Source organism: Sphingomonas sanxanigenens DSM 19645 = NX02 (assembly GCF_000512205.2).
GTDB lineage: Bacteria > Pseudomonadota > Alphaproteobacteria > Sphingomonadales > Sphingomonadaceae > Sphingomonas_D > Sphingomonas_D sanxanigenens.
Genome location: NZ_CP006644.1, coordinates 3,328,338 through 3,354,361 on the forward strand (window position 1 = coordinate 3,328,338; position 26,024 = coordinate 3,354,361).

Genomic DNA, 26,024 nt, shown 5'->3' on the forward strand with positions numbered 1-26,024 from the left:
CGCGACCGAACTTGACCCGCGGGCGCCATGCGGCATGACCGGGGATCACGCCCCCAAGCCCCCTTGCCGAAGATGGAAGAGCGATGCGCCAGAAACCCAATGCGCAACCCAATCAGAGCCTGATCGACGGCATCGCCACCTTGCAGGCGCTTGCGGTCTCCCCCGATCCGGTGGGCAATCGCGAGCTGGCGCGCCAGCTCGGCTTCAACCCCACGCGCGTCAACCGGCTGCTCAAGACGCTCGCCTATCTGGGCATCGCGCGCCAGACCGCGAACCGCAAATATACCGCGGGCCCGGGCATGCACGTGCTGGCCGCGCAGAGCCTGTTCGCCTCCAAGATCGTCCAGACCGCGTTGCCGGCGCTGGAGAAATTGCGCCGCTTCCACCTCACCATCGCGCTCGGCGTGCTGTGGAACGACAACGTCTCCTACCTCTTCCACGCCGCGCCGGGGATGGAAACGAGCCAGGGCCTCGGCCGCATCGGCCTGCTGCCCGCCAGCACCAGCGGCATCGGCATGGCGCTGCTCGCCGAACAGGATGACGAGCATCTCGCAGACCTGTTCGACGATCGCGAGATTCCGGGGTTTCCCGACGGTCTCGACGCGCTCATGGCGGCGATCGCCGAAGTCCGCGCGCAGGGCTATGCCCGCGTCAGCGTGAGCGAGGCGGACGAGCGCCACACCGTCGCCCTCCCCGTTTCGCGCCCCGCCTTCGCCGCGATCGGCCTGTCGGGCTGGATTCCCAAGGAGAACAACGAGGCGATCCTCGACGCATTGAAGGGCGCCGCCGCGGAGATCCGCGACTGACCGATGGCCTGATCCACTATCAGCAACATAATTATTGCTAATTCAGCACCATTGTGTTTGATGCTTCCCGACGACGCCTCGCGCCGTCCCATCATCCTGTCCGGAGGGGAGCCTTCATGTCCGACATCGCCGGCGCATTTCCCGTGCTGCCGACCATCTTCGATTCCAGCGGTGCCATCGACGAGGCGGGGTTCCGCGCGGTGGCGCAATGGGTGATCGACTGCGGCGCCGATGGCGTCGTCTTTCCCGGCCTCGCCAGCGAATATGATCATCTGACGCTCGACGAACGGCTGCACCTGATCGCGCTTGTCGGCGAACTGACGCGCGGCCGCGTCGCCTTCGTCGCCGGCTGCGGCGGCCACAACGACGAGGAAAGCGCAACCCTGATCGCCGGGGCCGGCGAGGCCGGCGCCGCCGCCGCGATGGTGGTGACGCCGCGGCGCGCGGGCCGCGATCCCGATGCGCTCGCCGGGTTCTACCGGATGCTGGGGGAGGCCGCGCCGGTGCCGATCATGCTGCAGAACGCGCCCAGCCCGATGGGGCTCGGCCTGCTGCCCGACGAGGTCGCGACGATCGTCGCCGCGGCGCCCCCGATCCGCTACGTCAAGGAAGAGAATGCGCCCGGCGGCCAGCGCATCTCGGCGCTGCGCGCGGCGGCGGGCGACCGGCTGGCCGGCATCTTCGGTGGCGCCGGCGGCCGCTTCATCACCGACGAGCTTGCGCGCGGTGCCGACGGCACGATGCCCGCCGCCGAAATCTCGGACCTGCACGTGCTCCTCGTCACAGCCCACCGCGCAGGCGATTGGGCGCGGGTGCGGCTGCTGTTCGAGCGCAGCCTGCCGCTGCTGAACATGCAGGCGGTGTTCCGCTGGCGGCTGACCAAGGAAGTGCTGCGCCGGCGCGGGCTGATCGCCTCCACCTTCGTCCGCGCGCCGGGGCCGGCGCTCGATGCGTTCGACCTCAAGGAACTGGGCGAACTGCTCGACGGGCTCGACGACCTGATCGCCGCCGCCCCCTCCAAGCGCGCCGCGAAGGCGCTATAGGTTTGGCGAGGGGATGGCTGCGATGACGACCGACGCGATCGACCATATCGAAACCCATATCGTCACCATCAAGCGCGACACGCCCTATCTGGGGCCGCTCGGCCCCGGCGAGGCGGTGAACGAACGCGGCTATTTCGTGCGCGCCACCAACCGCACGATCTATCCCACCGAGGATCGATCGGTGCTGGTGAAGGTGGTGACGCGCGATGGCGCGGTGGGTTGGGGCGAAACCTATGGTCTCACCGCGCCCGAGGTGATCGGCGCCCTGATCGACGATCTGATCCTGCCGCTGCTGCGCGGCCGCGATCCGTTCGACGCGGGCGCGATCTGGGAGGATCTCTACGATATATTGCGCGTGCGCGGCTATGGCGGCGGCTTCTATCTCGATGCCGTCGCCGCGGTGGACATCGCGCTGTGGGACATTTGCGGCAAGCTCGCGGGGCGGCCGGTGCGCAAGCTGCTGGGCGGCGAGCGGCGCAGCGAAATCCCCGCCTATGTCTCCGGCCTGCCGCGCGCGACGCTGGCCGAGCGCGTCGACCTTGCCGCCGCGTTCGTCGCCAGGGGGTTCGAGGCGATCAAGTTCGCCGCAGCGGTCAGCCACCAGGGCATCGAGATGGAACTCGCCGCGCTGCGCGACGCGCTGGGCCCCGATGTGAAGCTGATGATCGACTTCCACTGGATGTTCGGCCGCGGCGAGGCGGCGGCGCTGATCCGCCGGCTGGAACCCTATGGCCTCCACTTCGCCGAGGCACCGGTCAAGCCGGAAGACATCGAGGGGCTGGCGCACGTCGCCCGCGCCGTCTCGGTGCCGGTGGCCGGGGGCGAGGAATGGCGCAGCGTCTATGACGCGCAGCCGCGCCTCGCCACCGGCGCGCTCTCGATCGTCCAGCCCGAGATGGGCCATACCGGCATCACCCAGTTCATGCGCATCGCGCAGCTTGCCGGCGCCCAGCACGTGGCGACCATCCCGCACGCGACGATCGGCGTCGGCATCTTCCAGGCCGCAAGCCTGCAGGCCTCCGCGGCGATCCTCGACCTGCCGATGCACGAATATCAGCACTCGATCATGGACCGGAACGCCGCGCTGCTCGACGGCACCCTGCGCTGCGAGGCGGGCGCCTATGCGCTGCCGCAGGGGCCGGGGCTGGGGGTGGAACCGGCGGCGGCGCTGTGGCGCCATGCCCGCAAGATCCAGGGATAGATGAAGATTTCCTCCCCGACGCGCAGCGCCAGAGAGGGAAAATTGTCCCCCTACTCCGCCACCAACACGTCCCGCCCGGCATCCGCGCTGCGCAGCGCCGCATCCAGCACCCGCATCACGGCGATCGCCTCGGATGGCGGCACCGGGTTCGGCCCCTCCCCGCGCAACGCCGCGGCAAGTGCGTTCCAGAACCGGCGATAGTCGCCGGGCACGCCCGCCACCTCCGCCCGCACGCCATCCGCGCCGGTGAACCGCCCCGGCGACGGATCGATTCCCCAACCCGTGCTGCCCGGCACCTGCCCCTGCAGCGCCGCGGCTTCCTGCGGATCGAAGCCATGCTTGATCCAGCTTCCGCGCGTGCCGTGGACAGCGAACCGCAGGCCGTGATCGGCGACCAGCTTGCTCGAATGCAGGATCGCACGGCGGTCGGGATATTTGAGCGTCACGTGAAAATAATCGGCGGAGGGCGCGCCTTCCCGCAGCGTCGCGATGTCCGCCGAAACCGCGATGGGCAGCCCGAAGAGTTGCAGCGCCTGATCGACGAGGTGCGGCCCGAGGTCGAGCCAGGCGCCGCCGGTCCGCGCCTCCTTCCACACCGCGGCGGGCTGCGGCCGCCAGCGGTCGAAATGGCTCTCGAACTGCACGACGTCGCCCAGCCGGCCATCCGCGACCAGCCGGCGCAAGGTCAGGAAATCGGCATCCCAGCGGCGGTTCTGGAAGATCGCGACCAGCCGCCCCGCCGCCGCGCCGGCGGCAGCGATGCGCCGCGCATCGGCAAGGCTGGTGGCGAAGGGCTTGTCGACCAGCACATGCTTGCCCGCCGCCAGCGCGCCAAGCGCATGTTCGGCGTGGAGGTCATCCGGGCTGGCGACGATCACCAGCCCGATATCGTCGCGCGCCAGCAGCGCCGGCACGTCGGGGCAGACCGTCATATCGGGGAGGCCGGCATGCACCTTCGCCGAATCGCGCGACACCACGGCCCGCAGTTCGAGGCCGGGCGTGACCTTCACGAAGGGCGCGTGAAACGCGCGCCCGGCCAGCCCATAGCCGATCAAACCAACACCGATCTCCGTCATGCCGCGCTCCCTTGCGATCGCTTCTACCTATCCTTGACGCCGAACGGTGCCAACGCAGGCAAAAACATCATACAAATGATGTACGATGCCGCTATGGGTGTGGCGGATCGGCTCAAGATCGGCAAATATAGGGAGAAGATTGTGGCAAAAGCCTTTCGACTGATCGTTGCAGCAGCGCTTGGAATGAGCGCGCTGCCCGGCCCCGCCGCCGCGCAGAACTACAAGCTCGACCCCCGCGACGCCAATTTCAGCGAGCGGCTGACCGTGGTCGACGAATCGACCGCGCCGGTGATCGGGCCCGACCATGCCGGGCTCGCGGGCAACCGGTCGGGGTTCGAAACCGGCGTCACCGTCAAGGTCGACGGCGTCTATCATCTGTTCGTCGGCGAGATGTTCGGCCGCCCGCATCTCGACCTGCGCATCGCGCACTGGACGAGCAAGGACGCGATCGACTGGACGCGCGACACCACCATCGTCTCCAGCGACCCTGCCCGCTCGGCGACCAACTTCAACGCCGAGAACTGGGTCCAGGCGATCATTTTCGACGAGAAATCAAAGCGCTGGAACCTGTTCTACGTCTCCTACCGGGGCGGCAGTCCGGAACATGGCGAAGCGCTCAACATGGATTATGAGGGCGCCATCCATCGCGCGGTGGCGGATAGGCCGGGCAAGGCCGGGATCAACGGCCGCTTCACCGACGCTGGCGTAGTGATGAAGCCGGACATCCATTCGACGCGCTGGGAAGGCCAGCAGGGCGTCGATTCCTTCTTCCCCTATCCGGTCGGCGACAAGTGGGTGGCGCTGCACGGCAGCCACAACCATATCCCGCCCTCGCCCTGGCTGGTGGGCGTGGCGACCGCCGACAGCCTGGATTCGACCGACTGGAAGCGCGTGCCCAGCGAACAGCCCTCTCCGATCGAGGATCTGTTCATCGAAAACCCGATCGTCTCGAAGCTGCCCAACGGCAATTACATGGCGGTCTACGACGTCAACAACTACCCCAACCAGGCCGATGTCGCGCCCAAGCCGGCGAACAGCATCGGTTATAGCGTGTCGCGCGATGGCATCCGCTGGCACCAGGGCCGCGCGCTGGTCGTCCAGACCCGCCCCGACAGCAGCTGGAGCGCGGATGTGCGCACGCCGATGGGCCTCGTCCCCGAGGACGACGGCAGCTACACCTTGCTCTATGCCGCGAAGATGGTCGACAAGCCGTTCTGGGCGGTGGGGCGCGTCCGCGTCCGGCTGACCGAGAAATGAGCGCCTGATCGGAACAGGGGCGCGCCGGTTTTAGGCCGTCCCGCTCGGTCTACGACCGATCGGGAGAAGGCTTCGCTAAGACGCCGCGCGGGGCTTGGCCAAAGAGCGATGCGTAAGGCTCATCGCGCTTTGGCACCCCTCACTCAGGCGGCGGCGCGGTCGATTCCGCCGGCGTCAGTTCGAGATTGACCTTGTAGTCGAACGGGCGCGGCTTGTGCTCGATGATGTCGAGCAGCGCCGCGGTCGCATGTTCGGCCATCTCGTCATAGGGGCGATGGATGGAGGTCAGCGCGGGGGTGAGCATGCGCGCCAGCACGCCGCCGTCGAACCCGACCACCGACAATGCGCCGGGCACCGCTATGCCGAGCCCCGATGCCACCTTCAGCACGCCTGCGGCCATCACGTCGTTGGCGGCGAAGATCGCGGTCGGCGCCGGGTCGCGGGTCAGCAGCCGCCGCCCCGCCTCGACGCCGGAATCGAAGCCATAATCGCCCTCCGCCTCGCCGATCAGGCCGCAGCCGGCCTCCGCCAGCGCGGTGACGAACCCCGATCGCCGCTCGCGCGCGGAATGGACGCTGCTCGGCCCCGAGATGAAGGCGATCCGGCGGTGGCCGAGGCCAAGCAGATAGCGCGCGACGTCCGCCGCCGCCTCGCGCTCGGGGCTGACCAGCACCTCGGTGAAGCCGGCGACGGCGACCGAGGAGATCGCGAACGCCGGCACCCCCGCGTTGCGCAGCGCGGCGCCGAGCCCGGGCGTGTCCGACACCGGCGGCAGCACGATCAGCCCGTCCACCGAGGAGCGGCGCAGGAAATAGAGGACATTCTCGATCGAACCGTCACCGCCGGTCGGCGTCGGGTGGACGACGAGCTCATAGCCGCGCGTGCCGGTTTCGCGCGCGATGCCGCGCTGGATCGCATCGAGCACCAGCGCATTGCTCTCATTGTGGACGACACCGATCAGATAGGATTTGCCGGTCGAAAGCCCGCGTGCCCGCGCGCTGGGGCTGAACGACAGCGCATCGATCGCCCGCTCCACCACCTCGCGCGTCGCGGGCTTGACCTTGGTCGACTGGTTCAGGACACGCGAGACGGTCCGGATCGAAACCCCCGCCAGTTCCGCCACGTCCGCAATGGTGACACTTCCGCTCGTAATACCAGCCGCCATATCGTTCCCGTGGATGCTTGCCGCCCGAGGCCCAGCCTAGAACGGGCAAGCGCCCGAGGGAAACCGGTTTCATCGCCGCCAAGCACCCCGCAAGCAGCGTCATCTCCCCAACACCGTCTCCACGCCGGCGTCCCGGCTGCCGTCCGTCTTCACCCCGGACAGGCGGAAAGCGAATGGGGCGCCGGCGGGCAGCGGCACGCTGAATTCGAAGGGGAAGCTGGTGTCGGTCAGTTCCTGGCGCGTGCCGCTGGCGTCGCGATAGCGCAGGGTCGCGCTGCCGATGCTGCGGTCATCGTCGCGCAGATAGACGAAGCCGCGGCGGCCGAGCGCGCCGAAATCGAGCAGATAGGCCCGCGCATCGCCGAACCCCAGCCCGGCCTCGTCATGCGCGACCGGGGTCTTGCCCCCGGCCCGCATCGCACGCTGGAAGCGCGCATCGGCGCGCAGCCCGTCGATGCGCAGCGCGACCTGGCCGCCCGCCGGCACGGTCACGCCATAGCCCTCCCCGTCCAGCGCCGCAGTGCCCGCCGGCGACAGCCGCATCACCCGCAGCCGGCCGACGCGCTGCACGCGATCGGCGGCCAGGGTGAAGCGCGCGGTGACCGGCGTGTCGGACTGGTTGGCGAAGGCGAGATAGAGCGCATCGCCGCGATAGCCCGCGACATAGTTGAGTTCGCTCGCATCCGTCTTCACCAATCCGCGCGGCATCCACAGCCACACATCCCTGTCGCCATGGAAGCGGCCGGCACGATGGCCGTAGAAACCGTTCTGCAGATAGGCATAGCCCTCGATGAACTGCGCCGGAAAGTCGATCGCGCCGCCCGAACGGACATGCGCGTCGCTCACCAGATAGTCGAGCAGCATCGTCGCCATCGGCCAGATGTGATTATAGTGGAAGGAATTGACGCTGAGTTGCTTGTGATCGTGCAGCGGATAGTCCGCCGCCTCGTAGATCGTCGTGCGCGCGGTGTTGATGTGATAGCCGGGGAAGTTGCGATAGCGGCCGATGATCGCCGCCTTGGCGATGTCGCGCAGGAAGCCGTCCTGCGCATCCGCGCCGATGCGCAGCATCCACGGCGCGTAATTGGCCATGAAGATCGCGCGGTGGCCGGTGCTGGTGCCCGACGATTCCGCGGTCAGCCCGATTTCGGAGAGGCGCCACGCCGGCACCTGTTCCTCGGGCGCGGACATCGGCGTGTGGCCCTTGCCCTTGAGGTACCAGTAGACCGGCGCCTTACCGCCCGGATTGACCGTCACCGTCGCATCCGGGATCGCCGGTGCCATCCAGACGAACATCGCATAGCGGCGGGCGCCGCTCTGCGCGGCGGCGAGGAAACGGCGCGCGCCGGTCGCCTCGTAGAGCCGGTAGAGATCGACGAAGTCCGGCACGAATTCGGGCCAGAAGAAGAAGGCGCCATCCTCGAAGCGCGTCGCCGGTGTCACGACGCGGCGCTGCAGATAGCGGTCCGCCCCCGCCACCGCCTCGGCGAGAAGCGCGCGGTCTCCGGTCGCGGTGTAGAGCGACAGCGCGTTGGGCCAGGTGCGGCCGGATTCGGCGACGTCGAGGTTGCGGGTGCGATTGCCCTCGAACTCGCCGCGCGCCAGTGCCAGATAGGCAGGGTTGCGGCGATCGAAGATGTCGTAAAGCGCGGCCAGTTCGGAAACCGGCGCCGCCGGCCCCAGCAATTGCCGCGAGGGGTGCTGGATCTTCTGTTCGGGATCGAGGCTGAACAGGAATTTCTCCCGCGACAGCATGAACTCGACATAGGGGACGACGCGATCGTCGAAGATGTCGCGGCGATCGGTGACCAGCGCCAGCATCAGCGGGTTGAGGCTGCTGACATTCTTAACCGCGCCCGGCACGTCGGTGGAATAGGAGGATCCCTTGAGCTCCGCGATCCAGCGCGCATAGGCGCTCATCGAATAGTCGGTGATGGTGTCGAACGCGGCGTTGAGCGATCCCACAGCGTTGCTGCGATAGTCGCGAAAGCCATAGACGGTGCGTGCGAGCCGTTCGTAGAGCTGCGTCAGGTCGCGCGCCTCGCTGCGCACCAGATAGGCCGAAAAGCCGGTGCTCGCGCCCGCCGCCAGCTTCGAGCCTGCGCCGCCCATCACCGGCGCGAAGATCTGCGGGCTCGCCTGCCCATCCTCCGTCCGCACCGCGACGCCGAAGCGGCTGTTGTCCGCGGTGGGCAGCGGCTGGAACGGAAATTCGGACGGATGCGCGATCGCCGCATAGGCGGTGCCGCCGCGGCGGACCATCGCGGTGGGCAGGGGCGCGCGATAGGCCATCGTCAGATAGGCGCGATCGGGCATGCGCTTTTCCTGCCAGACCAGCGGCTGCCACACCTCGTCCGCCGCCGCCGGCGCCACCTGCGGCGCGCCGACATAGCCGACCGAAAAGTTCCCCGGCACCTTCGCGGTCAGATGCCAGCGCAGCAGCGGATAGGGCTTCGCCGCCAGATCGACCTCGGCGGTGAGCGTGAAGCGCGGGTCTGCCGGATAGTGGGCGATCAGCCGCGATCCCTGCCGGGCGATCCGCGCCGGGGCGAGGTGGATGCGTTCGCCGCTGTTGAAATAATCGGCGCTGCGCTTCTCCGCCCTGCCGTCGAGGATGCGGTCGTCGAAGCCGTCGCCCTGGCTGGAATCGTCGCGCTTGCTGGTGGCGAGGTCCGCCCGGGCGGGATCGAACGCGCGCCAGCTGGCGACGTTGTAGACGAGGTTGGGAATGCCCGCCGGCCGCAGCGCCATGCCCGGATCGTCGGCGCGATAGAGCACGACGAAATCGAGATCGAAACCGGCAAGTTCGGCGGGCAACGCCGCCACGGCGCTGGTGCCGGCGGGCGGCGATTGCGCGGGCGGCGATTGCGCCGGCAGCGCCGCCGCGCCCGCCCCCAGCATCATCGCCAGGGCCAGCGCGCCTGCGCCGATCCGGCGGCTCCTCGTCTGCAACACGATCGTCCCCATGCCTAGAAGCTGAACCGCAGCGCCGCGGTGAAGGTGCGGCCATTTTCGAGATAGGTGTTGGTCGCCTCCTCGAAGCTGCCATATTTGCGGATCGGCGCGTTGAGCAGGTTCGATCCCGACAGGCTGAATTTCACCTGCCCGGTGAGATCATAGTTGAACGAGGCCGAGAGCGTCTCGAACGCCTTGTAATACACGCCATCGCCATTGACGCCGATCTTGTCGAGGAAGCGGTCGCGCCAGCTATAGGCGATGCGCAGGCCCAGCGGCCCCTTTTCATAATAGGCCACCAGATTGGCGCTGTGCTTGGAAAGCCCCTCGATCGGCAGGTCGGCGCCGGTGCGCAGGTCGGCGATGCCCGAACGGCTGCTGATATAGGTGTAGGTGGCGCTGATGCCGAGGCCGTCGAACGGGCGCGGCAGGAAGCGGAAGGGCTGCTTCACCTGCGCCTCGAACCCCTTGATGGTCGCGCCGTCGCCATTGAAGGTGCGGTTGATGCGATAGGGCGTCTCGGGATCGTCGTCGGTCACGTCGGCATCGAGCCCGGGCAGCACCTCCTCGACGAGGCGGGTGTAGATGAAGCTTTCGACATCCTTGTAGAACAGCGCCACCGACACCAGCGATCCGCGCCCCGGATACCATTCCAGCGCCGCGTCGAACTGGTTGACGCGGAACGGCTCCAGCGCCGGATTGCCGCCCGATCCGCCGCCCGAGGTGGTGATCGAGAAGGAGGGAGACAGATCGCGCGTGTTGGGCCGCGCCATCACCCGCGCCGCGCCGAGGCGGAACAGCAGATCGGGCGTCACCTCCAGCCGCAGCGCCGCGCTCGGTAGCCAGTCGTCATAACGCAGCTTGATATCGACCGGATCGAAGGAGCCCGGATCGGCGGCGCCGCGGATGCCGAACGCGCCGGCCGCATGCACCTCGGTGCGGACGTAGCGCAGCCCGGCATTGCCGCTCATCGGCAGGCCGAACAGCGTCGATTCCACATTGGCCTGGGCGTAGGCCGCGTAGATCGGCTCATCGAGCGTGTAGCTGGAGGTCGGGTCATAGGCCTCCGGCGTGCAGTCCGGCCGGAACACGCGGCACACGCCGGCAAGATCGCCGAATTCGGGCGTGGCGACGAGGAAGCTGTCGGGGAAGCTGCCGGAGGCGCTGCCCAGCAGCCCGTCGAACGCGACGGTCTCATAATTATCGGGAAAGCCGCCCACCGCGAACGCGCCCGCGCCGGAAGCCGGGAAGGTGCTCTGGTCGCGATAGGTCGCGCGGCCGGTCGAGATCTTGCTGTAGCGCACGCCCGCCTCGATGCTGCGCAGGAAGGGCCCGCCGACATCGAAGTCCAGATCGACGCGGCCGGTGATCTCGTCCGACGTGTAGACGAACAGATTGTCGAAACTGGTGCGGTAGATGTAGAGCGCCGGATCGGTGAGAGAGAGGTTCGACGGCAAGCTGATCGACGGCACGTCGGTATCGCGGAAGTCGAAGCCGATCTGATAGGTCGAGCGGGTGTCGGCGCGCAGATAGGATTGCTGATAATCCTGCGTGCCCTTGGTGTAGGAGACTTCCGCGCTCAGTTCGATGCGGTCGCCCGCCTGCCAGCGCCCGCCGAATGCGCCCGAATAGATGTCGGTCGGCAGCGAGATGCGCTCGCCATTGCCCTGCACCGCGGCGCGCACCGTGCCGGCGACGATATTCTCGTTCTCGGAGACGACGAGATTGCTGTAGGCGGAACCGCTGCCGCTCAGCGGCACCGACAGCCAGCGCCGGTTCCGGTCGGTCTCCGCATGCGCATAGAGGAAGTCGGCATAGAGATCGAAATCGCTGCCGGGCGTGAAGGTGATCCCGGCGGTGACGCCCAGCTTGCTGCGCTTCTCCTCCAGCCGCTGGTAGCGGATGTCGTTGAAGTAGAAGATGTTGGTGCCGTCGCCATTGGGATCGCGCACTGCCGGGTTGCTGCTGAACGTGTCGGGCACCTCGCGCCAGCCGTTGAAGCTGTCGGTCGAATCCTGGACGATGTTGAGCTTCTGATAGTTGACGCCCAGCGACAGGCCGAGCTTGCCGTCCATGAACGACTTGGTGATCAGCCCGGTGGCGCGATAGGAGAAATCGTCCGCCTTGTCCTTGTAGACGAGTTGCAGCGAGCCGCCGACAAAGAGATCGTCCTTCGCGGACGCGCGGCGGGTGAGGATGTTGACGGTGCCGCCCAGCGACCCCTCGATCGCGGAAGCGGACGGCAGCTTGGTCACGTCCATCCGCGCGACCAGTTCGGACGGGATCAGAGTCAGCACATTATAGGCGCCGTCGTCGGGGCCGTCGGGCCCGCGGCCATAGGGGCTGATCAGGGTACGGCCATTGAATTCCAGCCGGTTCTGGCGAAGCCCGCGGATCGAGATGTCGCTCGCCTCGTCGATGCCGCGGCGAACCTGCACGCCCGACACGCGCTCCAGCGATTCAGCGACATTCTGGTCGGGCAGCTTGCCGATATCCTCCGCCACGATCGAATCGACGATCTGGTCGGACCGGCGCTTGATGTCGATTTCCTCGGCCTGCGTCGCGCGGATGCCGGTGACGACGATGTCCGCGCCGGCACCGGTCGCCTGCGCGGGTTGCGGGGGCTGTGCGCGTGCGGGCGGCGACTCGGCGTTCGCCTGAGCGAAACATTCGCCGGCACTCGCAGCCAGTGCCACCCCCAAGGCAAACCGTGCGATTTCGCAGGAAAAACCCATCATCCCATCCCCTCGGCAGCGAACGTGACGGTCGGTTGCCGTCCTGTTGTCGTGGCCTTTTTGTTGCTATTTTAGATATAGGTCAAGCGCGTTCGCACGGCAGCTGCGAGCGATCAGACTTTTTCCTCCTCGCGCTCCGTTCAGGCAGGGGGACCGCCAGCCGAAGGCTGGTGGTGGAGGGGCCGGCGCCGAAACATCCTGATCGTCGCGCAGTCGGATCGAGGGCTTCGGCGCCGGCCCCTCCAGCATTTGCTGCGCAAATGCTCCCCTCCCCCGCGCTGCGCGCGTGGGAGGAAAACAGCCTATCTGCGCGCGACAGCGCCTCAGATCACCCGCCCCGGCTCCGCCGCCATCGCCGCCCCAAGATGCTGGATCAGCAACGATGCAGCCGTCGATGGCGGCCGGCCGCTCGCGGTGATCAGCGACAGCGCCGACAGCGCGAACGCCGGGCTGCCGATCGGCACCAGGCACAGCCGACCCGTCGCAACCTCCTCGGCGACGTCGATCGGGGTCAGGAAGCCCATGCCGACGCCGTTCAGCACCAGCGACTTGATCAGGCTGATGGTGCTTGCGGTGGCGACGAAGCGCGGCGGGGTGCCGACGCTCGTGGCCCACGCACGATCGAGGATCTCGCGCAGCGCATTGCCTTCGATCGGGCCGATCAGCGCATGATCGGCGCAGGCCGAAAGCGCGATCTCGGTCTGCGTCGCGATCGGATGATCGGGCAGCACCACCGCGCCGAGTTGATAGACCAGCGTGCGCTCGACGCGGATGTCGTGGCGCGCGGGCGGGTTGAAGCAGATGCCGAAATCCGCGTCCCCCGCCAGCACCAGATCGGTGACCTGCGCCGACATCGCCATGCGCAGATGATAGACGATGCCCGGATAGACGCGGCTGAACGCCGCGAGGCTGCGCGTGACGAAGGCAGCGCTGCCCTCGACCACCGCGAGGTTGATCTCGCCGCGACGCAGCCCCTTCAGCGCGTCGAGCTGCGATTCGGCGTTGCGCAGTTCGCGGCGCCAGTTGCGGACGACGCCGATCATCACCTCCCCCGCCGCAGTCAGCCGAAGGCCCTGCGGGCGCCGCTCGAACAGCGCGGTGCCGAGTTGCCCCTCCATCTTCAGGATCTGCCGGTCGATGGCAGAGGCGGCGACGTTAAGCCGTTCGGACGCCTTGCGGATCGAGCCCGCGCGCGCGACCTCGTCGAAATAGATGGCGAAGCGAGACAGCATCGAGAAGGCCCTCCGGAACCGGGTGTTGCCTTTTTTAGAACGCATACCCCCGAAAATTGAACTGGATTTGCACGCGGCCGCGGTCAACATCTGCGTTCACGGCAAAAATGCCGGCAAGTGGGGGCGCACAGGTTGGACGGCCAGACGAACAGACGGGCCCTTTTGGGGGCGATGCCGGCCGCAGCTATCGGCCTGGCGCTTGCAGGATGCGGGCAGAAGGCCGCGGCAGACGGCAAGCAGAGCGGCCATCTCGGCGCCGCGCGCACCGTCGCCTGGGCCATCGGCACCACCGGGTCCGACTTCGTCACCGAAATCTCGCTGGGGATCGCCGACGCCGCCGAGATGCTCGGCTGGCGGTTCAACCGCATCCTCAACGCCGCCGCCTCGCCCGATGCGCATATCAGCGCGATCCGCCAGGCCGTCACCTCGCGCGCGGACGTGATCATCACCGTCGACTGGTATCAGGCGGTGGTCGATGAGATCGCCAAGGGCATGAAGCAGGGCGCGCGTTTCGCGCTGGTCAATTCGGCCAACAATCCGGACACGCTGGCACCCCTGAAGGTGCCGTTCGTCGGCCAGGACCCGCGCACCACCGGCAAGCTGATGGGCGAACGCATCGCCGAGGCGCTGAAGGCGAAGGGCGTCACCAGCGGATCGGTGCTGGTCGGCAACCCCTTCCCCGGCTCGCTCAACGTCGAGGAACGCATCGCCGGCGTCGGCGAAGGGCTGGCGTCGGCCGGCGGCGGGCTCAAACTCGTCGCCTTTCCCGACAATGCCGCGCAGGATTCGGCCGCGTCGGTCGGGCTTTACAAGGCCAAGATCACCGGCACCGGCGATGTCGTCGCGCATGCCGTCGCGGGCAGCGAGATGTCCGCGATCCCGCTGTCCAAGGCGCTCGCCGAACTCGGCTCCAGGCCTGGGCAGGTCATCGTCGGCGGCTGGGCGAGCAGCCTCAAGGTGCTCAACCTCGTCAAGGAGGGCGCGATGAGCTTCGCGCTCGACGAGAACCTCTATTATCAGGGCTTCTTCGCGACCTTGCTCGCCTGGTCCGAACTCGAACGCCAGATCCCCGCGATCGACCTCAGTTCCGGCCATGTCTGGGTGACGCCCGACAGCGTCGACGGCATGATCGAGAGCTATAACAACCGCATGAAGCGCGCGGCGGCCTATGGCCTCTCGTGACGCCACCGTCCTGCGCTTCGCGGAGCGGCCGGCGGTGAGCGCGGCCGAGGCGCCCGAACGACCGCCCGAACGACCGGTCCTGCTCGGCATCGGCGGGCTGACCCGCCATTTCGGCAGCGTCACCGCGGTGGCGGACATCGATCTCGACGTCCGCGCCGGCGAAGTCACCGCGCTGCTGGGAGACAATGGCGCGGGCAAGTCGACCCTGGTCTCGATGCTCTCGGGCGTCACCGCGCCGAGCGCGGGCGAGATGCGGATCGACGGCCGGCCGGTGAGCTTCGCCGACCCCGCCGAGGCGCGCGCGGCGGGCATCGCCACCGTGTTCCAGAACCTCTCGCTGATCGAGGACCGCAGCATCGCCGAGAATCTGTTTCTCGGCTGCGAACTGACCCGCTTCGGCTTCATCCTCGATCGCCGCCGCATGAAGGCTGAGGCGCAGGCCGTGCTCGATCGCATGCGCGTCAACCTGCCGCCGGTGACGACCGCGGTGCGCCACCTCTCCGGCGGCCAGCGCCAGGCGGTGGCGGTGGCGCGGACGATCCTGCGCGGCGCGCGGCTGGTGATCATGGACGAGCCCACCGCGGCGCTGGGCGTGCGCGAGACCGCCAAGGTGCTCGATCTGATCCGCTCGCTGCGCGACCAGGGATCGGCGGTGCTGCTGGTCAGCCACAACATGGACAATGTTTTCGACGTCGCCGATCGCGCGGTGATCCTGCGGCTCGGCCGCAAGGTCGCCGACCTGCGCATCGCCGCGACCAGCAAGGCGGACGTCGTCGGCCTCGTGATGGGAACCGGCGCATGAGCCGCGTCGCCGCCCTCCTCGCCAGCCGCCAGTCGGCGATGCTGGTGGTCGCGGTCGCGCTGTTCGCGCTGTTCGCCACCAACGCGCCGCACTTCCTCGACGGGCAGACCCAGTTCGAGATCCTGCGCATCACCGCCTTCACCCTGATCATCGGCCTGCCGCTCACCTATCTGGTGATCGCCGGCGAGGTCGACCTCTCGATCGGCTCGAACTACGGCCTGTGCAGCGTGGTGACCGCGCTGGCGATCGTCGACTGGGGCTGGAACCCGTGGGCCGCGGCGGCGCTCGGCGTGATGCTCGGCACCGCGATCGGGCTGTTCAACGGCGTCGCCACGGTGCGGCTGCGCATCCCCTCCTTCATCCTCACCATCGGCATGCTCAGCCTGCTGCGCGGGCTGGCGCTGGTGCTGACGATGGGGCTGTCGATCGACATTCCGGCGACGATCGAGAGCAGCTTCTTCGCGGTCTCCGGCGGCATGATCGGGCCGGTGCCGGTGCAGGTGCTGTGGGCGCTGGCGGCGTTCCTCGTCAGCGGCTTCGTGCTGCGCCACACCCTGTTCGGCGCGCGGCTCTACGCGACCGGCGGCAATGCGAAGGCGGCGCTGCAGATGGGCGTCAATCCGGGGCGGGTGAAGATCTGGACCTTCACCGTGCTCGGCTTCGCCTGCGGCCTCACCGGCGCGCTCACCGCCGGCTGGCTGCGGATCGGCGCGCCGACGACGGGCGCCGGCACCGAACTGGCGATCATCGCCGCGATCATCATCGGCGGCGCCGCGCTCAGCGGCGGCATCGGCACCGCGACCGGCACTTTGCTCGGCGCGCTGATCGTCAGCATGATGCAGACGGGCCTGATCCTGCTCGGCGTGCAGGGCAATTGGGTGCAGGTCTATGTCGGGCTGCTGATCGTGCTCGCCGCCGGCATCGAACCCTATCTGCGCCCCGACGGGGCGTTGAGCGAATGGCTGCGCGATCTGGGACGACGACGACCGGCCGGCTGACCCGCCCGCCCCCGCCGTCCCCGGCGCAGCATGACGACCGGAGTATCGACAGCGGCCGCCGCCCGGAAAGGGCGACGCGCCGGACGGGCCCCTGCGGCCTTTCGACCCAGTGTTTTTCGAGGTGAATGATGAGTGGTGAAGCGCTGCACTATGCCGAGGCCGAGGCGATCGGAAGCGAGGAGATCCCGATCGTCGATTTCGGCCGCTTCCTGAACGGCGACGCCGCCGATCGCGCCGCGGTGGCGGCGGAGATCAGCGCCGCGTGCCGCCGCATCGGCTTCTTCTACGTCACCAACCACGGCGTACCCGAAACCCTGCGCGAGAACGTGCTCGGCGAGGCGCGGGCCTTCTTCGCCGAGCCGATGGCGCGCAAGATGGAATGCGCGCCGCTGAAGGAAGGCCAGTGGTGCGGCTTCGTTCCCTCGCGCGGGGCGATGGAAGGCTGGGAACCGGGCGGCTCGTTCAAGACCGCGGATGCCGAGCGCGTCTCGGGCGGCACGCTCGAACAGTTCAACATGATGCGCGTGCTCAATGCCGACGATCCCAATTATGGCGGCGCCGATCCGGTCTATCAGCGCAACCTGTGGCCGCGCTTCCAGCCCGGCTTCGTCGAGACGATGATCGTCAACCAGCGCGCGGTGCTGAAACTCAGCGGCGAACTGATGGCGGCGCTGTCGATGGCGCTGGGCGTGGAGGAGGATTTCTTCGCGCGCTTCCACCGCAGCCCGCTCGCCACCTTCGGGCTCAACCATTATCCCGCGCGCACCGATACCCAGCCTTCGGACGCGGTCGGCGTCGGCGCGCATTGCGACGCATCCTCCTTCACCGTGCTGCTGCAGGACGATGTCGGCGGGCTGGAAGTGCGCGATCCCTCGGGCCGCTGGATCGCCGCGCCCTATGTGCCGGGCGCCTATGTCATCAACATCGGCGACACGATGATGGCGTGGACCAACGGCCATTTCGTCTCCACGCTGCACCGCGTCGTCAGCCGCCGACCGGTCGACCGCTTCTCGGCGACGATGTTCATGAATCCCGATCTCGACGCCCGCGTCGCGCCGCTCGACGCCTTCCTTGCCGAGGGTGAGGCGCCGCGGTTCGAGCCGTTCGACAATGGCGACTATATGAAGAGCTTCTACCAGAGATTCTACAACGTCTGGAAGAAGGTTTCACCGATATCCCAGTAAGGCGTGCAGAACATAAACAATAAAAATCCGTCAGAAGAACGAGAGAGGGGCCCGAAATTGAAGCCAGGGCAGGCTTGATTGCAAAGGGATATAAGAAATGACGGTCAAGACCAGGGAGATCTACCGCGCCGGCCTGCTCGCCTGCGCACTCGCTTCGTTCACCGCCTCGCCGCTCTGGGCGCAGAGCGCAGGCAGCGCCGCGCCCGCGCCCGAAGAGGCGCTGGACGACGAACCCAATGTGCTGGTGGTCACCGGCGCGCGCAACAAGTCGGCGATCCTGCCGACCGAGACCAGCGCGCTCGGCCTCGACATGAGCCAGCTCGAAACGCCGCGCGCCACCTCCACCGTGTCGCTCGCGATGATCGACCAGTACAGCCTGACCACGGTGCGCGATCTGATCGCGGTGACGCCGGGCGTGTTCACCGCCAGCTTCTATGGCGTCGACGGCACCGTGAACATCCGCGGCGAATATGCCGACAATTTCTTCCGCGGCTTCAAGCGCGTCGAGAACCAGGGCACCTACGTCACCCCGATCGAATCCTTCCTGGGGCTGGACATCGTCCGCGGCATCGCCTCCCCCGCCTACGGCACCGGCCGCGCCGGCGGCTATATGAACACGACGCCGCGCGTCGACCGCTCGGACCGCTTCCGCCGCGGCCAGGCTGCCGCGGGCGAGGTCGTCGCCTCGGTCGGCACCTATGATTATTACCGCGCGTCGGCCGAATATGGCACGCCGATCAAGCTCGGCGCCTATGATGCCGGCATCGACGTCTATGTCGAGAAGGCGCAGTTCTCGCAGTACTTCCATGGCATCGAGCCCAGGCATACGCTGGGCCAGATCGGCTTTTCGACCGACCTGCCGGGCGGCTTCACCCTCAACGCCGGCCTGCAATATTATGATGCCAGCGGCATGCAGGGCACCGTCGGCATCAACCGCATGACGCAGGATCTGATCGACAACCGCAACTATGTGTCGGGCAGCTTCCTCGCGCAGATCGCGCAGCCGGGTGCCGCCTATATCAACCCGGCGGATATCGTCGCGATCGGCGGCGTCACCAAATATTTCGGCGCCGCCAACGCCTATTCGACGATCGATCCGGCGACGATGCAGACGGTGAAGCTCGGCCGTCGCACGATCATCACCTCGCCCTACGACTTCGGCGATTCCGAGACGACCACCGCCTATGTCGACCTGATCCATGACCTGGGGCCGGGCACGATCAAGCTGCAGGGCTTCCTCGACGATCTCAACGCCGATTCCTACAACGGCTATGGCTTCGCCAAGCAATTGCGCGACCGCGCGGAGGAACTGCGTCTCTCCTACCAGGCGAAGTTCGATCCGGCGCCATGGCTCAGCGCCAACATCGTCACCGGGCTCGGCTATCGCCGCTACGAGGCGGACGAAGGCTATGTGTTCGCGCGCGGCTATCTCGTGCTCGACCGGCAGGACATCAGCGTCGGCGCGACGGCGGACAGCATCTTCAACCCGGTCTATGTCAACGGCCAGCCCTTCGACCAATATTATCACTCGACGGTGGACGGCTATGGCGCCTTCCTCAACGCCGACCTCAAGCTGTTCGGCGGGCTGAAGCTGACCGGCGGCATCCGCTATGACGATTATGACGTGGAGTCGATCAACACCGGCCTGCTCGACTATTCGGTGGCGCTCAACCGGCTCTACGAGGCCAGCGAGGATGCGACGAGTTGGTCGGCGAGCATCAGCTATGTCACGCCCTGGGGGATCGTGCCCTATTTCACCAAGGGCAGGTCCTACGCGCTAGAGACGCTGCAGGGTGGCGCGGTGACGCCGGGCAACGTCGCCAACAACACCTTCCTCTCCCCCACCAAGCTCACCGAAGGCGGCGTCAAGGGCTCCTTCTTCGACGACAGATTGTTCGTCAGCGCCTCGGTCTATCGCCAGCAGCGCCGCCAGTCCGAACTGCTCACCGGCAATTTCGTCGGCGCCACCACCCGGGGCGTCGAGGCCGAGCTGCGCTGGGCGGTCAACCGCCATTTCGGCCTCTCCGCGGTGGCGACACGCCAGAAGACGCGCATTGCCGGCTCGTCCTTCCTCGTCGTCACGCCGGACGATGTCGGGCTCGATCCGCTGCGCGGCTGGGGTTTCGTCTACCAGGCGGCGTCGGCGAGCTATGCCGGCCTCGCCACCGGCTATGTCGACCGTACCCAGCCGCGCTACGTGTTCGGCCTGTTCGGCAATTACGAGGCCGGCAACGGCTTCGGCGTGACATTGGGCGGCAATTATGTCGACACCACCAGCGGCCACCTGCCCGGCGCGATCCGGTATCCGGACTATGTGCTGATGCGCGGATCGCTGCACTATGATGTCGGCCGCTATCGCTTCGCGATCAACGTCAACAACATCCTCGACAAGCGCTACTACATCCCGCAGCGCAGCACCGATACCGAAAGCGTCGCGATGCCCGGGGAGGGGCGCACCGCGATCCTCAAGGTAACGGCGCGCTTCTGACGCGCGGGGCGCGCCGCCCCGCCGCCGGGCAAGGGGGCCCCGGGCGGGGCGGCGCGATCTCTGGCAGACATGGATCCGAAGGCCGACGATGGACGATCCCGAAACCATCCCGATGATCGACATGGCGCCGCTGCTGGGCGGCACCCCGGGCGCCGCCGCGCGCGTCGCGGCGGATATCGGCGCGGCGTGCCGCAGCACCGGCTTCTTCTCCATCGCCGGCCACGGCATCGATCCGGCATTGCTCGCCTCGGTCTATGGCGAATCCGCGCGCTTCTTCGCGCTGCCGGAGGCGGAAAAGCAGGCGCTGGCGATCAGCCGCTTCGGCGACAATCGCGGCTATGCCGGCTTCGGATCGGAAAGCCTCGATCCCGACAAGCCGGCGGACGCCAAGGAAGCCTTCAACATCGGCCGCGACGAGCCGCCGGACATCAACCACTGGCCCGCCCTCCCCGGCTTCGTCGACGTCATGTCGCGCTATTACGCGGCGATGCGGCGGCTGAGCGAACAGCTCCACCGGGCGATCGCGATCGACCTGGCGCTCGATCCGGATTTCTTCGCGCGCCGCATCGATCGCCCCCAGGCGACCTTGCGTCTGCTCCATTACCCGCCCCACCCCGGCCGCTTCGACGGCGATCGCTACGGCGCCGGCGCGCATACCGACTATGGCAATGTCACCATCCTCTCGCAGGACATGGTCGGCGGGCTGGAGGTGCGCACGCGCGACGGCCGCTGGATCGCGGCGACGCCGGTCCCCGGCACCTTCGTGTGCAACATCGGCGACTGCCTGATGCGCTGGAGCAACGACGTCTACGTCTCGACCCCCCACCGCGTCGCCAATCTCAGCGGGCGGGAGCGCTACTCGGTCGCCTTCTTCTTCGATCCCAATCCCGATGCGCTGGTCGCATGCCTGCCGACCTGCACCGATGCCGGCCGCCCGGCGCGCTACCCGCCGATTCTCGCCGCCGACTATCTGCGCGAGCGGCTCGATGCGACCTATGCGCACCGCCAGAAGGGCTGAGCGGACCGGGCCTTGGCGCCCGGGATCACGGCCCCGAGGCAAATCCTGCTTGATTTGAGCGCCGGTCCCGCCTTTTGTGCAGCCGGCTGTTCAAGACCGCCGCACCCCGGGGCAAGGCTGACCGATCGACAATGTCTCAGGACTTCACACTCATCACCTTCAACGACGGTTCGTCGCAGGCGCGTCTCTACACCGTCGAGCAGTGCGAAATCGCCGTGCAGGAAGGGCGCATCCGCCCCGACACGATGGTCACGGTCTATCGCGGCACCGAAAGCCGGACGGTTCGCGCCGACGCCTTCCCGCTGCTGGGGTCGCTGCTGTCGGTGATGCGCAGCGGCGGCATCGATATCGACAAGCGCCCCGACTATGACGAGGATCCGGGCGAGCGCGCGACCGAGATGACGCCCGGCTGGGTCGGCCGTTCGCTCGGCTGGAACCAGTCCCCGCAGGCGCCGGATGCCTATGACGCGGGCCAGCCCAGGACACGCGCACCGCATGACGATGGCGGCCGCCCGACCGAAGTCTATCGCGAGCCGCCGCCGCGGGAGCGGCGCAGCGACCCCGGCCGGGATCGTGGCGCGTCCGATCCCTATGGCAGGCGGCAGCCCCCCGGTCGCCAGACATCGGGCGGCGGCCAGGGCGGCGGCAATGATGGCCGTGGCAGTGGCGGCGGCGGCATGTCGGCGAAATGGTTCCTGCTGCTGCTCCTGCCCGTGCTGATCCTGCTGGGCGGCGTGGTCTATGTCCTCGGCGACCAGCTCGAATGGTGGCAGGGCGGCGGCAAGAGCGAGGACGTCGCCGACAACAGTTCCGATGCGGTCGACGGCGTCGAGCGCACCTTCTACACGGTCCGCCAGGTGGACGTGCAGGACAAGGCGCGCGCCGGCACGCCGATCACGACCCTGCCGCGCGGTACCTCGCTGAGCGGCGTCGTCGTCGAGGACGAGAATGACAGCGCCCGCAAATGGCTGCGCATCCGCTACGGCCCGCAGACCGGCCGCTTTGTCGCGCTGGTCGATCTCAGCGACAAGACGAGGCCGCTGCTCGATACCGCCGCGCTCAGCGGCGAACGCAGCCTGTCGGTCGCGGAGACGCTGCGCACCGAACCGTCGAGCAGCGCGCCCGCGGTCGAGGGCGGCGGCGCGTTGAGCGCGGGCACCAGCGTGATCGTGGCCGGCAAGGTCAACAGCGACTGGGTGGAAACGCTGCCGAGCGGCGGCGGCGTCGGCTATCTGCCGATCAGCGCATTCGGCGAGTCCACCGCCGGCGCCACGCCCACGCCCACGCCGGGCGACACCAGCGGCGGCATGCACCAGATCCTCGTCTCCAACACCTGCGCCACCAAGTCGCTGACGATCGCGATCTATTATTATGACGGGCAGCGCTGGCAGACCAACAACGGCCTGATCTGGACCTTCACGCCCAACAATTCGAGCTATCCGGTGATCGGCGAAAAGCGCCTGCTCGCCGCCAGCGACGTGATCTATTACACCGCTTATTATGGCGAGGGCTCGATCCGCGGGTTCGACGATGGCGACATCGAGGTGAATTATGGCGGCGAGAAGGTGAAGATGCGCCGCGCCTCGCTGAACAAGCTCGACGACGGCGACTATGAGATTCCGTTCAACTGCGACAGCTAGGCCGTGAATTTTCCTCGCCCACGCGCAGCGTCGGGGAGGAAAATCCTCGCCTACGGATACCGCACCGGCGGCGGCGGATCGGCCGGCAGCGGGATGAACTCGCTCTCCTCGGGCACCGCCGCAAAGCGCTGGTCGCGCCAGTCCGCCTTCGCCTGCTCGATGCGGTCGCGCGACGAGGAAACGAAGTTCCAGTAGATGAAGCGCGGTTCCGAAAGCGGCTCGCCGCCCACCAGCGCCAGCCGCGTCGCGCCATCGCCGCGCACGACGATCTCGGCACCGGGCTTCAGGAGCACCAGTTCGCCCGCCTCGAAGCGGCCGACCTGCCCTTCCACCGCCAGCGCGCCGTCGATCACATAGATCGCGCGTTCGACATGGTCGGTGCCGACGTGATAGCGCGCGCCGTCCGCCAGCGTGATCGCCGCGTAGATCATCTCCGAAAAGGTCTCGACCGGGGAGACCAGCCCGTCGAGCGCACCGATCACGAGGTTGATCGAAACGCCGCCCGCCGCGGCCGACGGGATCGCATCCGCACCGTGATGGACGAAGCTCGGCGCGGTTTCCTCATGCGTGCGCGGCAGCGCAACCCAGGTTTGCAGCCCGTGCAGCGCCCCGCCGGCGGCACGCACCGCGGGCGCGCTGCGCTCCGAATGGACGATGCCCGAGCCGGCGGTCATCCAGTTGACCTCGCCCGGGCGGATCGGCTGCACGCTGCCCACCGAATCGCGGTGCAGGATCTCGCCCTGGAACAGATAGGTGACCGTCGCGAGGCCGATATGCGGGTGCGGGCGCACGTCGAGGCCATGGCCGGCCTCCAGCGTCACCGGCCCCATCTCGTCGAGGAAGATGAACGGCCCCACCATCCGGCGATGCGCCGAGGGCAGCGCGCGCCGCACCTTGAAGCCGTCCCCCAGGTCGCGCAACGGCGGCAGTACCACCGTCTCGACCCCTTCGATCCCGCTTGGCCGCGTCGTCATTCTGATGCTCCCTGGTTGCCGGGCGACGATAGCAGGTCCGCCGCGCCGCTCCACCCGCTCAGCCCGGGTCGGAACCCGCTTCGGGCAAGGTCGTCACGAACGCCACCCGGCTAAGCCCCGGGGTGATGCGCGTTCCGGCATCCAGCCGTACCGGCTCGCCATCGAACAGCGCAAGCACCGGCTGCCCTTCGGCCAGCCGCAGCGCATCCGTCTCGGCCTCGTCGACCGCGCGGGCGCGCACCCAGTCTCCGGTCAGCCAGTCCCACCCCAGTTCGGCGATCGCACGCCAGTCGCGCGCATCGATCGCGGCGACGGCGAGGCGGGTGGCCCCCGGCTGGACGAACACCGCCTGATAGCGGGCCCGCAGCCCGGGCGCACCGGATATGCGGACGCCGCGGCCGAAGGTGCGCCGCCACGCGCCGAGCGCGGCGGACAGCATCCGCCGCGGCCGCCCGGCGCGCGCCATCTCCCGCGCGCGATACCAGTGCGCCGCCGGCCCGAGGATCAGCCCGACGAAGGCGCGATGGGGGCCCGCCTCGATCAGGGGGAGCGCGATACGGCGGGCGTCTTCATGCGCCGCCGCGACGATCGCCGCCGGATCGGCATCGCCATGCAGGCTGCGTGCGAGCAGGTTCATCGTGCCGCCCGGCAGGATCAGGAAGCCGCCCTCCCACGTCGCCAGCGCGCACAACGCGGCGTTGATCGTGCCGTCGCCGGCGAAGAGCACGACGAGATCGATTTCCGCCGCATCGAGGGCTGCCGCGTCCGGAAGCGACTCGGCGGGAAACGCGGTGCGTCCGCCAAGCGTCAAACCCCGATCGCGCAACAAAATCTCGATGGCCTCGCATTTGGCGGGGCTGGAAGAACCCGACGCCGGATTGGTGATCAGCCAGAGTTTCCGCATGTCACCCCACATTTCAGCAGCCGAAAAACGCATGCACTCGCGCGAAAACCGTCAACGCCGGTGATCGTTGCGCAGTCATGACAATGTCATGCCGATCTTTCGCGAGCGTGGATCGCGGCCCTGTCGAAAATTTGATCCGAAATGAGGGTTGGGAAAATGATCGACGGCTTATTAACCATTTGAACCCATAGCTGCCCTCGCCAACCACCGGAGCGATCGATGCGCCAGGATGCCCGCAGCTTACTCGAGAGATTGAACCGCCAGGACTTTCGCTATCGCGAATTTCCCGATCAGTTCGCCGATATGGAACTCTGGCCGCTGTTCCAGGCGCTGCTGACCGACGAGCGCGTGATCGGGGGCTACGACACGGAACTGCGCGGTGCCGACGTGGAAGTGCGGGAGCGCCTTCTCGAGGCCAGGCGCGGCCCGGCCGATCGTGGCGCCTCCGATCGTGGCCCCGCCGATCCTGGCCCCGCTCAGCATGGTGAGGCGCATGCGCCGTCGCGCACCGGCTTGTTCAGCCGATATGGCGGCGCCGCGCCGGAGCCGGCCGAGCGCAGCGGCAATCTGCGGCAGTTCCTCGGCCGCCTCGCGGACAAGGACTGATGTCTCTCATCCTCTTTCATTCGCCCAAGGGCGGCGTCGGCTCGAGCTTCCTCGCCGCACAACTGGCGATCCAGCTCGCGCAGCGCGGCCATCAGGTGACCGCGATCGATTTCACCTTCCAGGGCGCGTTGAAGCTGAACTTCGCGATGCTGCCGAGCCAGAGCCTCGCGAACATGAGCCGCACGCCGGGCGACGTCACCGTCGTCAACGGCGTCGAACTGCTCAACGGCTATGATCTGGCGCAGGAACGCGATTTCCGTGAAGCATTGGCGGCGGGGCATGCCGGCCTCTTCAATCCGGAGCATATCACCATCGCCGACGTGGCATCGGGCGATCGGGAGATGAAGTCGATCCTCTACGACCGCTGCGATCTCCACATCTGCACGCTGATGCCTGAGGCGGCCGCGCTCGCCACCTTGCCGCTGGTCGTGCCGGGCACCGCCACGGTGGCGCTCAGGAAGACCGCCTTCGTGCTCAATGCGATCGACGACACGCGCCGCCTGTCGCGCGACAGCAACAGGTTCGTGCGCCAACTGCTGGGCGATGCCCTCATCGCCAACGTCCGCCGCGACGAGGCGGTCAACGAGGCGCTGGCGCGGTTCGAACCGCTCACCAAGGCGGCGGCGAGCAGCCCCATTCACGGCGATGTCGCACGGCTCGCCGTCGCGGTCGAACAGCGCCTCGGCCGGGCCCCGGAGGCGGCGGAAGACGCCGGTGACGGCGCGCCCCGCGGTACGACGAAGCGATAGGACGGGACG

At 67.9% G+C, this 26,024-nt stretch carries 20 protein-coding genes; 13 read left to right on the forward strand and 7 right to left on the reverse strand.

Features of this window, described 5'->3' with window-relative positions; all coding sequences use genetic code 11:
• Positions 1-83 precede the first annotated feature (83 nt).
• The 3 genes from NX02_RS15330 to NX02_RS15340 all read left to right on the forward strand — a co-directional run bounded on the left by NX02_RS15330 (position 84) and on the right by NX02_RS15340 (position 3,050).
• Positions 84-806 (forward strand): IclR family transcriptional regulator, encoded by a 723-nt coding sequence (locus NX02_RS15330; protein WP_025293083.1) that lies wholly within the window; start codon positions 84-86, stop codon positions 804-806.
• Positions 807-922: 116 nt separating this feature from the next.
• Positions 923-1,849, forward strand: a complete 927-nt coding sequence (locus NX02_RS15335; protein ID WP_025293084.1) for a dihydrodipicolinate synthase family protein — start codon at positions 923-925, stop codon at positions 1,847-1,849.
• Between the two features lie 22 nt (positions 1,850-1,871).
• Positions 1,872-3,050, forward strand: coding sequence for a mandelate racemase/muconate lactonizing enzyme family protein (locus NX02_RS15340; RefSeq protein WP_025293085.1), 1,179 nt, complete (start codon positions 1,872-1,874; stop codon positions 3,048-3,050).
• 50 nt (positions 3,051-3,100) lie between these two features.
• On the opposite strand, the gene NX02_RS15345 is transcribed toward NX02_RS15340, so the two are convergent.
• A complete protein-coding gene (locus NX02_RS15345) occupies positions 3,101-4,126 on the reverse strand; it encodes an oxidoreductase (protein ID WP_039996615.1) in 1,026 nt (341 codons plus the stop codon).
• Between the two features lie 141 nt (positions 4,127-4,267).
• Between NX02_RS15345 and NX02_RS15350 the strand changes: the two genes are divergently transcribed.
• Entirely contained in the window at positions 4,268-5,383 is a 1,116-nt protein-coding gene (locus tag NX02_RS15350; RefSeq protein WP_158014033.1) for a glycoside hydrolase family protein, read from the forward strand.
• Between the two features lie 139 nt (positions 5,384-5,522).
• Here NX02_RS15350 and NX02_RS15355 read toward each other — a convergent pair whose 3' ends face one another.
• The 4 genes from NX02_RS15355 to NX02_RS15370 all read right to left on the reverse strand — a co-directional run bounded on the left by NX02_RS15355 (position 5,523) and on the right by NX02_RS15370 (position 13,470).
• Positions 5,523-6,548, reverse strand: coding sequence for a LacI family DNA-binding transcriptional regulator (locus tag NX02_RS15355; RefSeq protein WP_039996616.1), 1,026 nt, complete (start codon positions 6,546-6,548; stop codon positions 5,523-5,525).
• 99 nt (positions 6,549-6,647) lie between these two features.
• A complete protein-coding gene (locus NX02_RS15360; RefSeq protein WP_158014034.1) occupies positions 6,648-9,503 on the reverse strand; it encodes a hypothetical protein in 2,856 nt (951 codons plus the stop codon).
• 14 nt (positions 9,504-9,517) lie between these two features.
• Positions 9,518-12,241, reverse strand: a complete 2,724-nt coding sequence (locus tag NX02_RS15365; protein ID WP_025293089.1) for a TonB-dependent receptor — start codon at positions 12,239-12,241, stop codon at positions 9,518-9,520.
• A gap of 320 nt (positions 12,242-12,561) precedes the next feature.
• Entirely contained in the window at positions 12,562-13,470 is a 909-nt protein-coding gene (locus NX02_RS15370; protein ID WP_025293090.1) for a LysR family transcriptional regulator, read from the reverse strand.
• Between the two features lie 171 nt (positions 13,471-13,641).
• On the opposite strand from NX02_RS15370, the gene NX02_RS15375 reads away from it, so the two are divergent.
• From NX02_RS15375 to NX02_RS15405, 7 genes are all read left to right on the forward strand, one after another.
• Positions 13,642-14,652 (forward strand): substrate-binding domain-containing protein, encoded by a 1,011-nt coding sequence (locus NX02_RS15375; RefSeq protein WP_025293091.1) that lies wholly within the window; start codon positions 13,642-13,644, stop codon positions 14,650-14,652.
• Positions 14,639-15,454: an ATP-binding cassette domain-containing protein gene (locus tag NX02_RS15380; protein WP_084717817.1), complete on the forward strand. Its 816-nt coding sequence runs from the start codon at positions 14,639-14,641 to the stop codon at positions 15,452-15,454. Before NX02_RS15375 ends, NX02_RS15380 begins: the two co-directional genes overlap by 14 nt.
• Positions 15,451-16,452, forward strand: a complete 1,002-nt coding sequence (locus NX02_RS15385) for an ABC transporter permease (RefSeq protein WP_025293093.1) — start codon at positions 15,451-15,453, stop codon at positions 16,450-16,452. The genes NX02_RS15380 and NX02_RS15385 overlap by 4 nt, the downstream gene beginning before the upstream one ends.
• A gap of 125 nt (positions 16,453-16,577) precedes the next feature.
• A complete protein-coding gene (locus tag NX02_RS15390) occupies positions 16,578-17,636 on the forward strand; it encodes an isopenicillin N synthase family dioxygenase (RefSeq protein WP_025293094.1) in 1,059 nt (352 codons plus the stop codon).
• A gap of 97 nt (positions 17,637-17,733) precedes the next feature.
• Positions 17,734-20,124: a TonB-dependent siderophore receptor gene (locus NX02_RS15395; RefSeq protein WP_025293095.1), complete on the forward strand. Its 2,391-nt coding sequence runs from the start codon at positions 17,734-17,736 to the stop codon at positions 20,122-20,124.
• An 88-nt stretch (positions 20,125-20,212) separates the two neighbouring features.
• Positions 20,213-21,142 carry an isopenicillin N synthase family dioxygenase gene (locus NX02_RS15400; protein WP_025293096.1) on the forward strand — a complete coding sequence of 310 codons (930 nt, stop codon included), beginning with the start codon at positions 20,213-20,215 and terminating at the stop codon, positions 21,140-21,142.
• 131 nt (positions 21,143-21,273) lie between these two features.
• The gene (locus NX02_RS15405) at positions 21,274-22,782 is read left to right on the forward strand and encodes an SH3 domain-containing protein (RefSeq protein WP_025293097.1); all 1,509 of its coding nucleotides are present in this window, start codon (positions 21,274-21,276) and stop codon (positions 22,780-22,782) included.
• Between the two features lie 50 nt (positions 22,783-22,832).
• Here NX02_RS15405 and NX02_RS15410 read toward each other — a convergent pair whose 3' ends face one another.
• Positions 22,833-23,756 (reverse strand): pirin family protein, encoded by a 924-nt coding sequence (locus NX02_RS15410; protein ID WP_025293098.1) that lies wholly within the window; start codon positions 23,754-23,756, stop codon positions 22,833-22,835.
• A gap of 58 nt (positions 23,757-23,814) precedes the next feature.
• Positions 23,815-24,660, reverse strand: coding sequence for a diacylglycerol/lipid kinase family protein (locus NX02_RS15415; protein ID WP_025293099.1), 846 nt, complete (start codon positions 24,658-24,660; stop codon positions 23,815-23,817).
• 219 nt (positions 24,661-24,879) lie between these two features.
• On the opposite strand from NX02_RS15415, the gene NX02_RS15420 reads away from it, so the two are divergent.
• Both NX02_RS15420 and NX02_RS15425 read left to right on the forward strand, forming a co-directional pair.
• Positions 24,880-25,266: a hypothetical protein gene (locus NX02_RS15420; RefSeq protein ID WP_025293100.1), complete on the forward strand. Its 387-nt coding sequence runs from the start codon at positions 24,880-24,882 to the stop codon at positions 25,264-25,266.
• The gene (locus NX02_RS15425; RefSeq protein ID WP_025293101.1) at positions 25,266-26,015 is read left to right on the forward strand and encodes a cellulose synthase operon protein YhjQ/BcsQ; all 750 of its coding nucleotides are present in this window, start codon (positions 25,266-25,268) and stop codon (positions 26,013-26,015) included. The genes NX02_RS15420 and NX02_RS15425 overlap by 1 nt, the downstream gene beginning before the upstream one ends.
• The last annotated feature ends 9 nt before the right edge of the window (positions 26,016-26,024 follow it).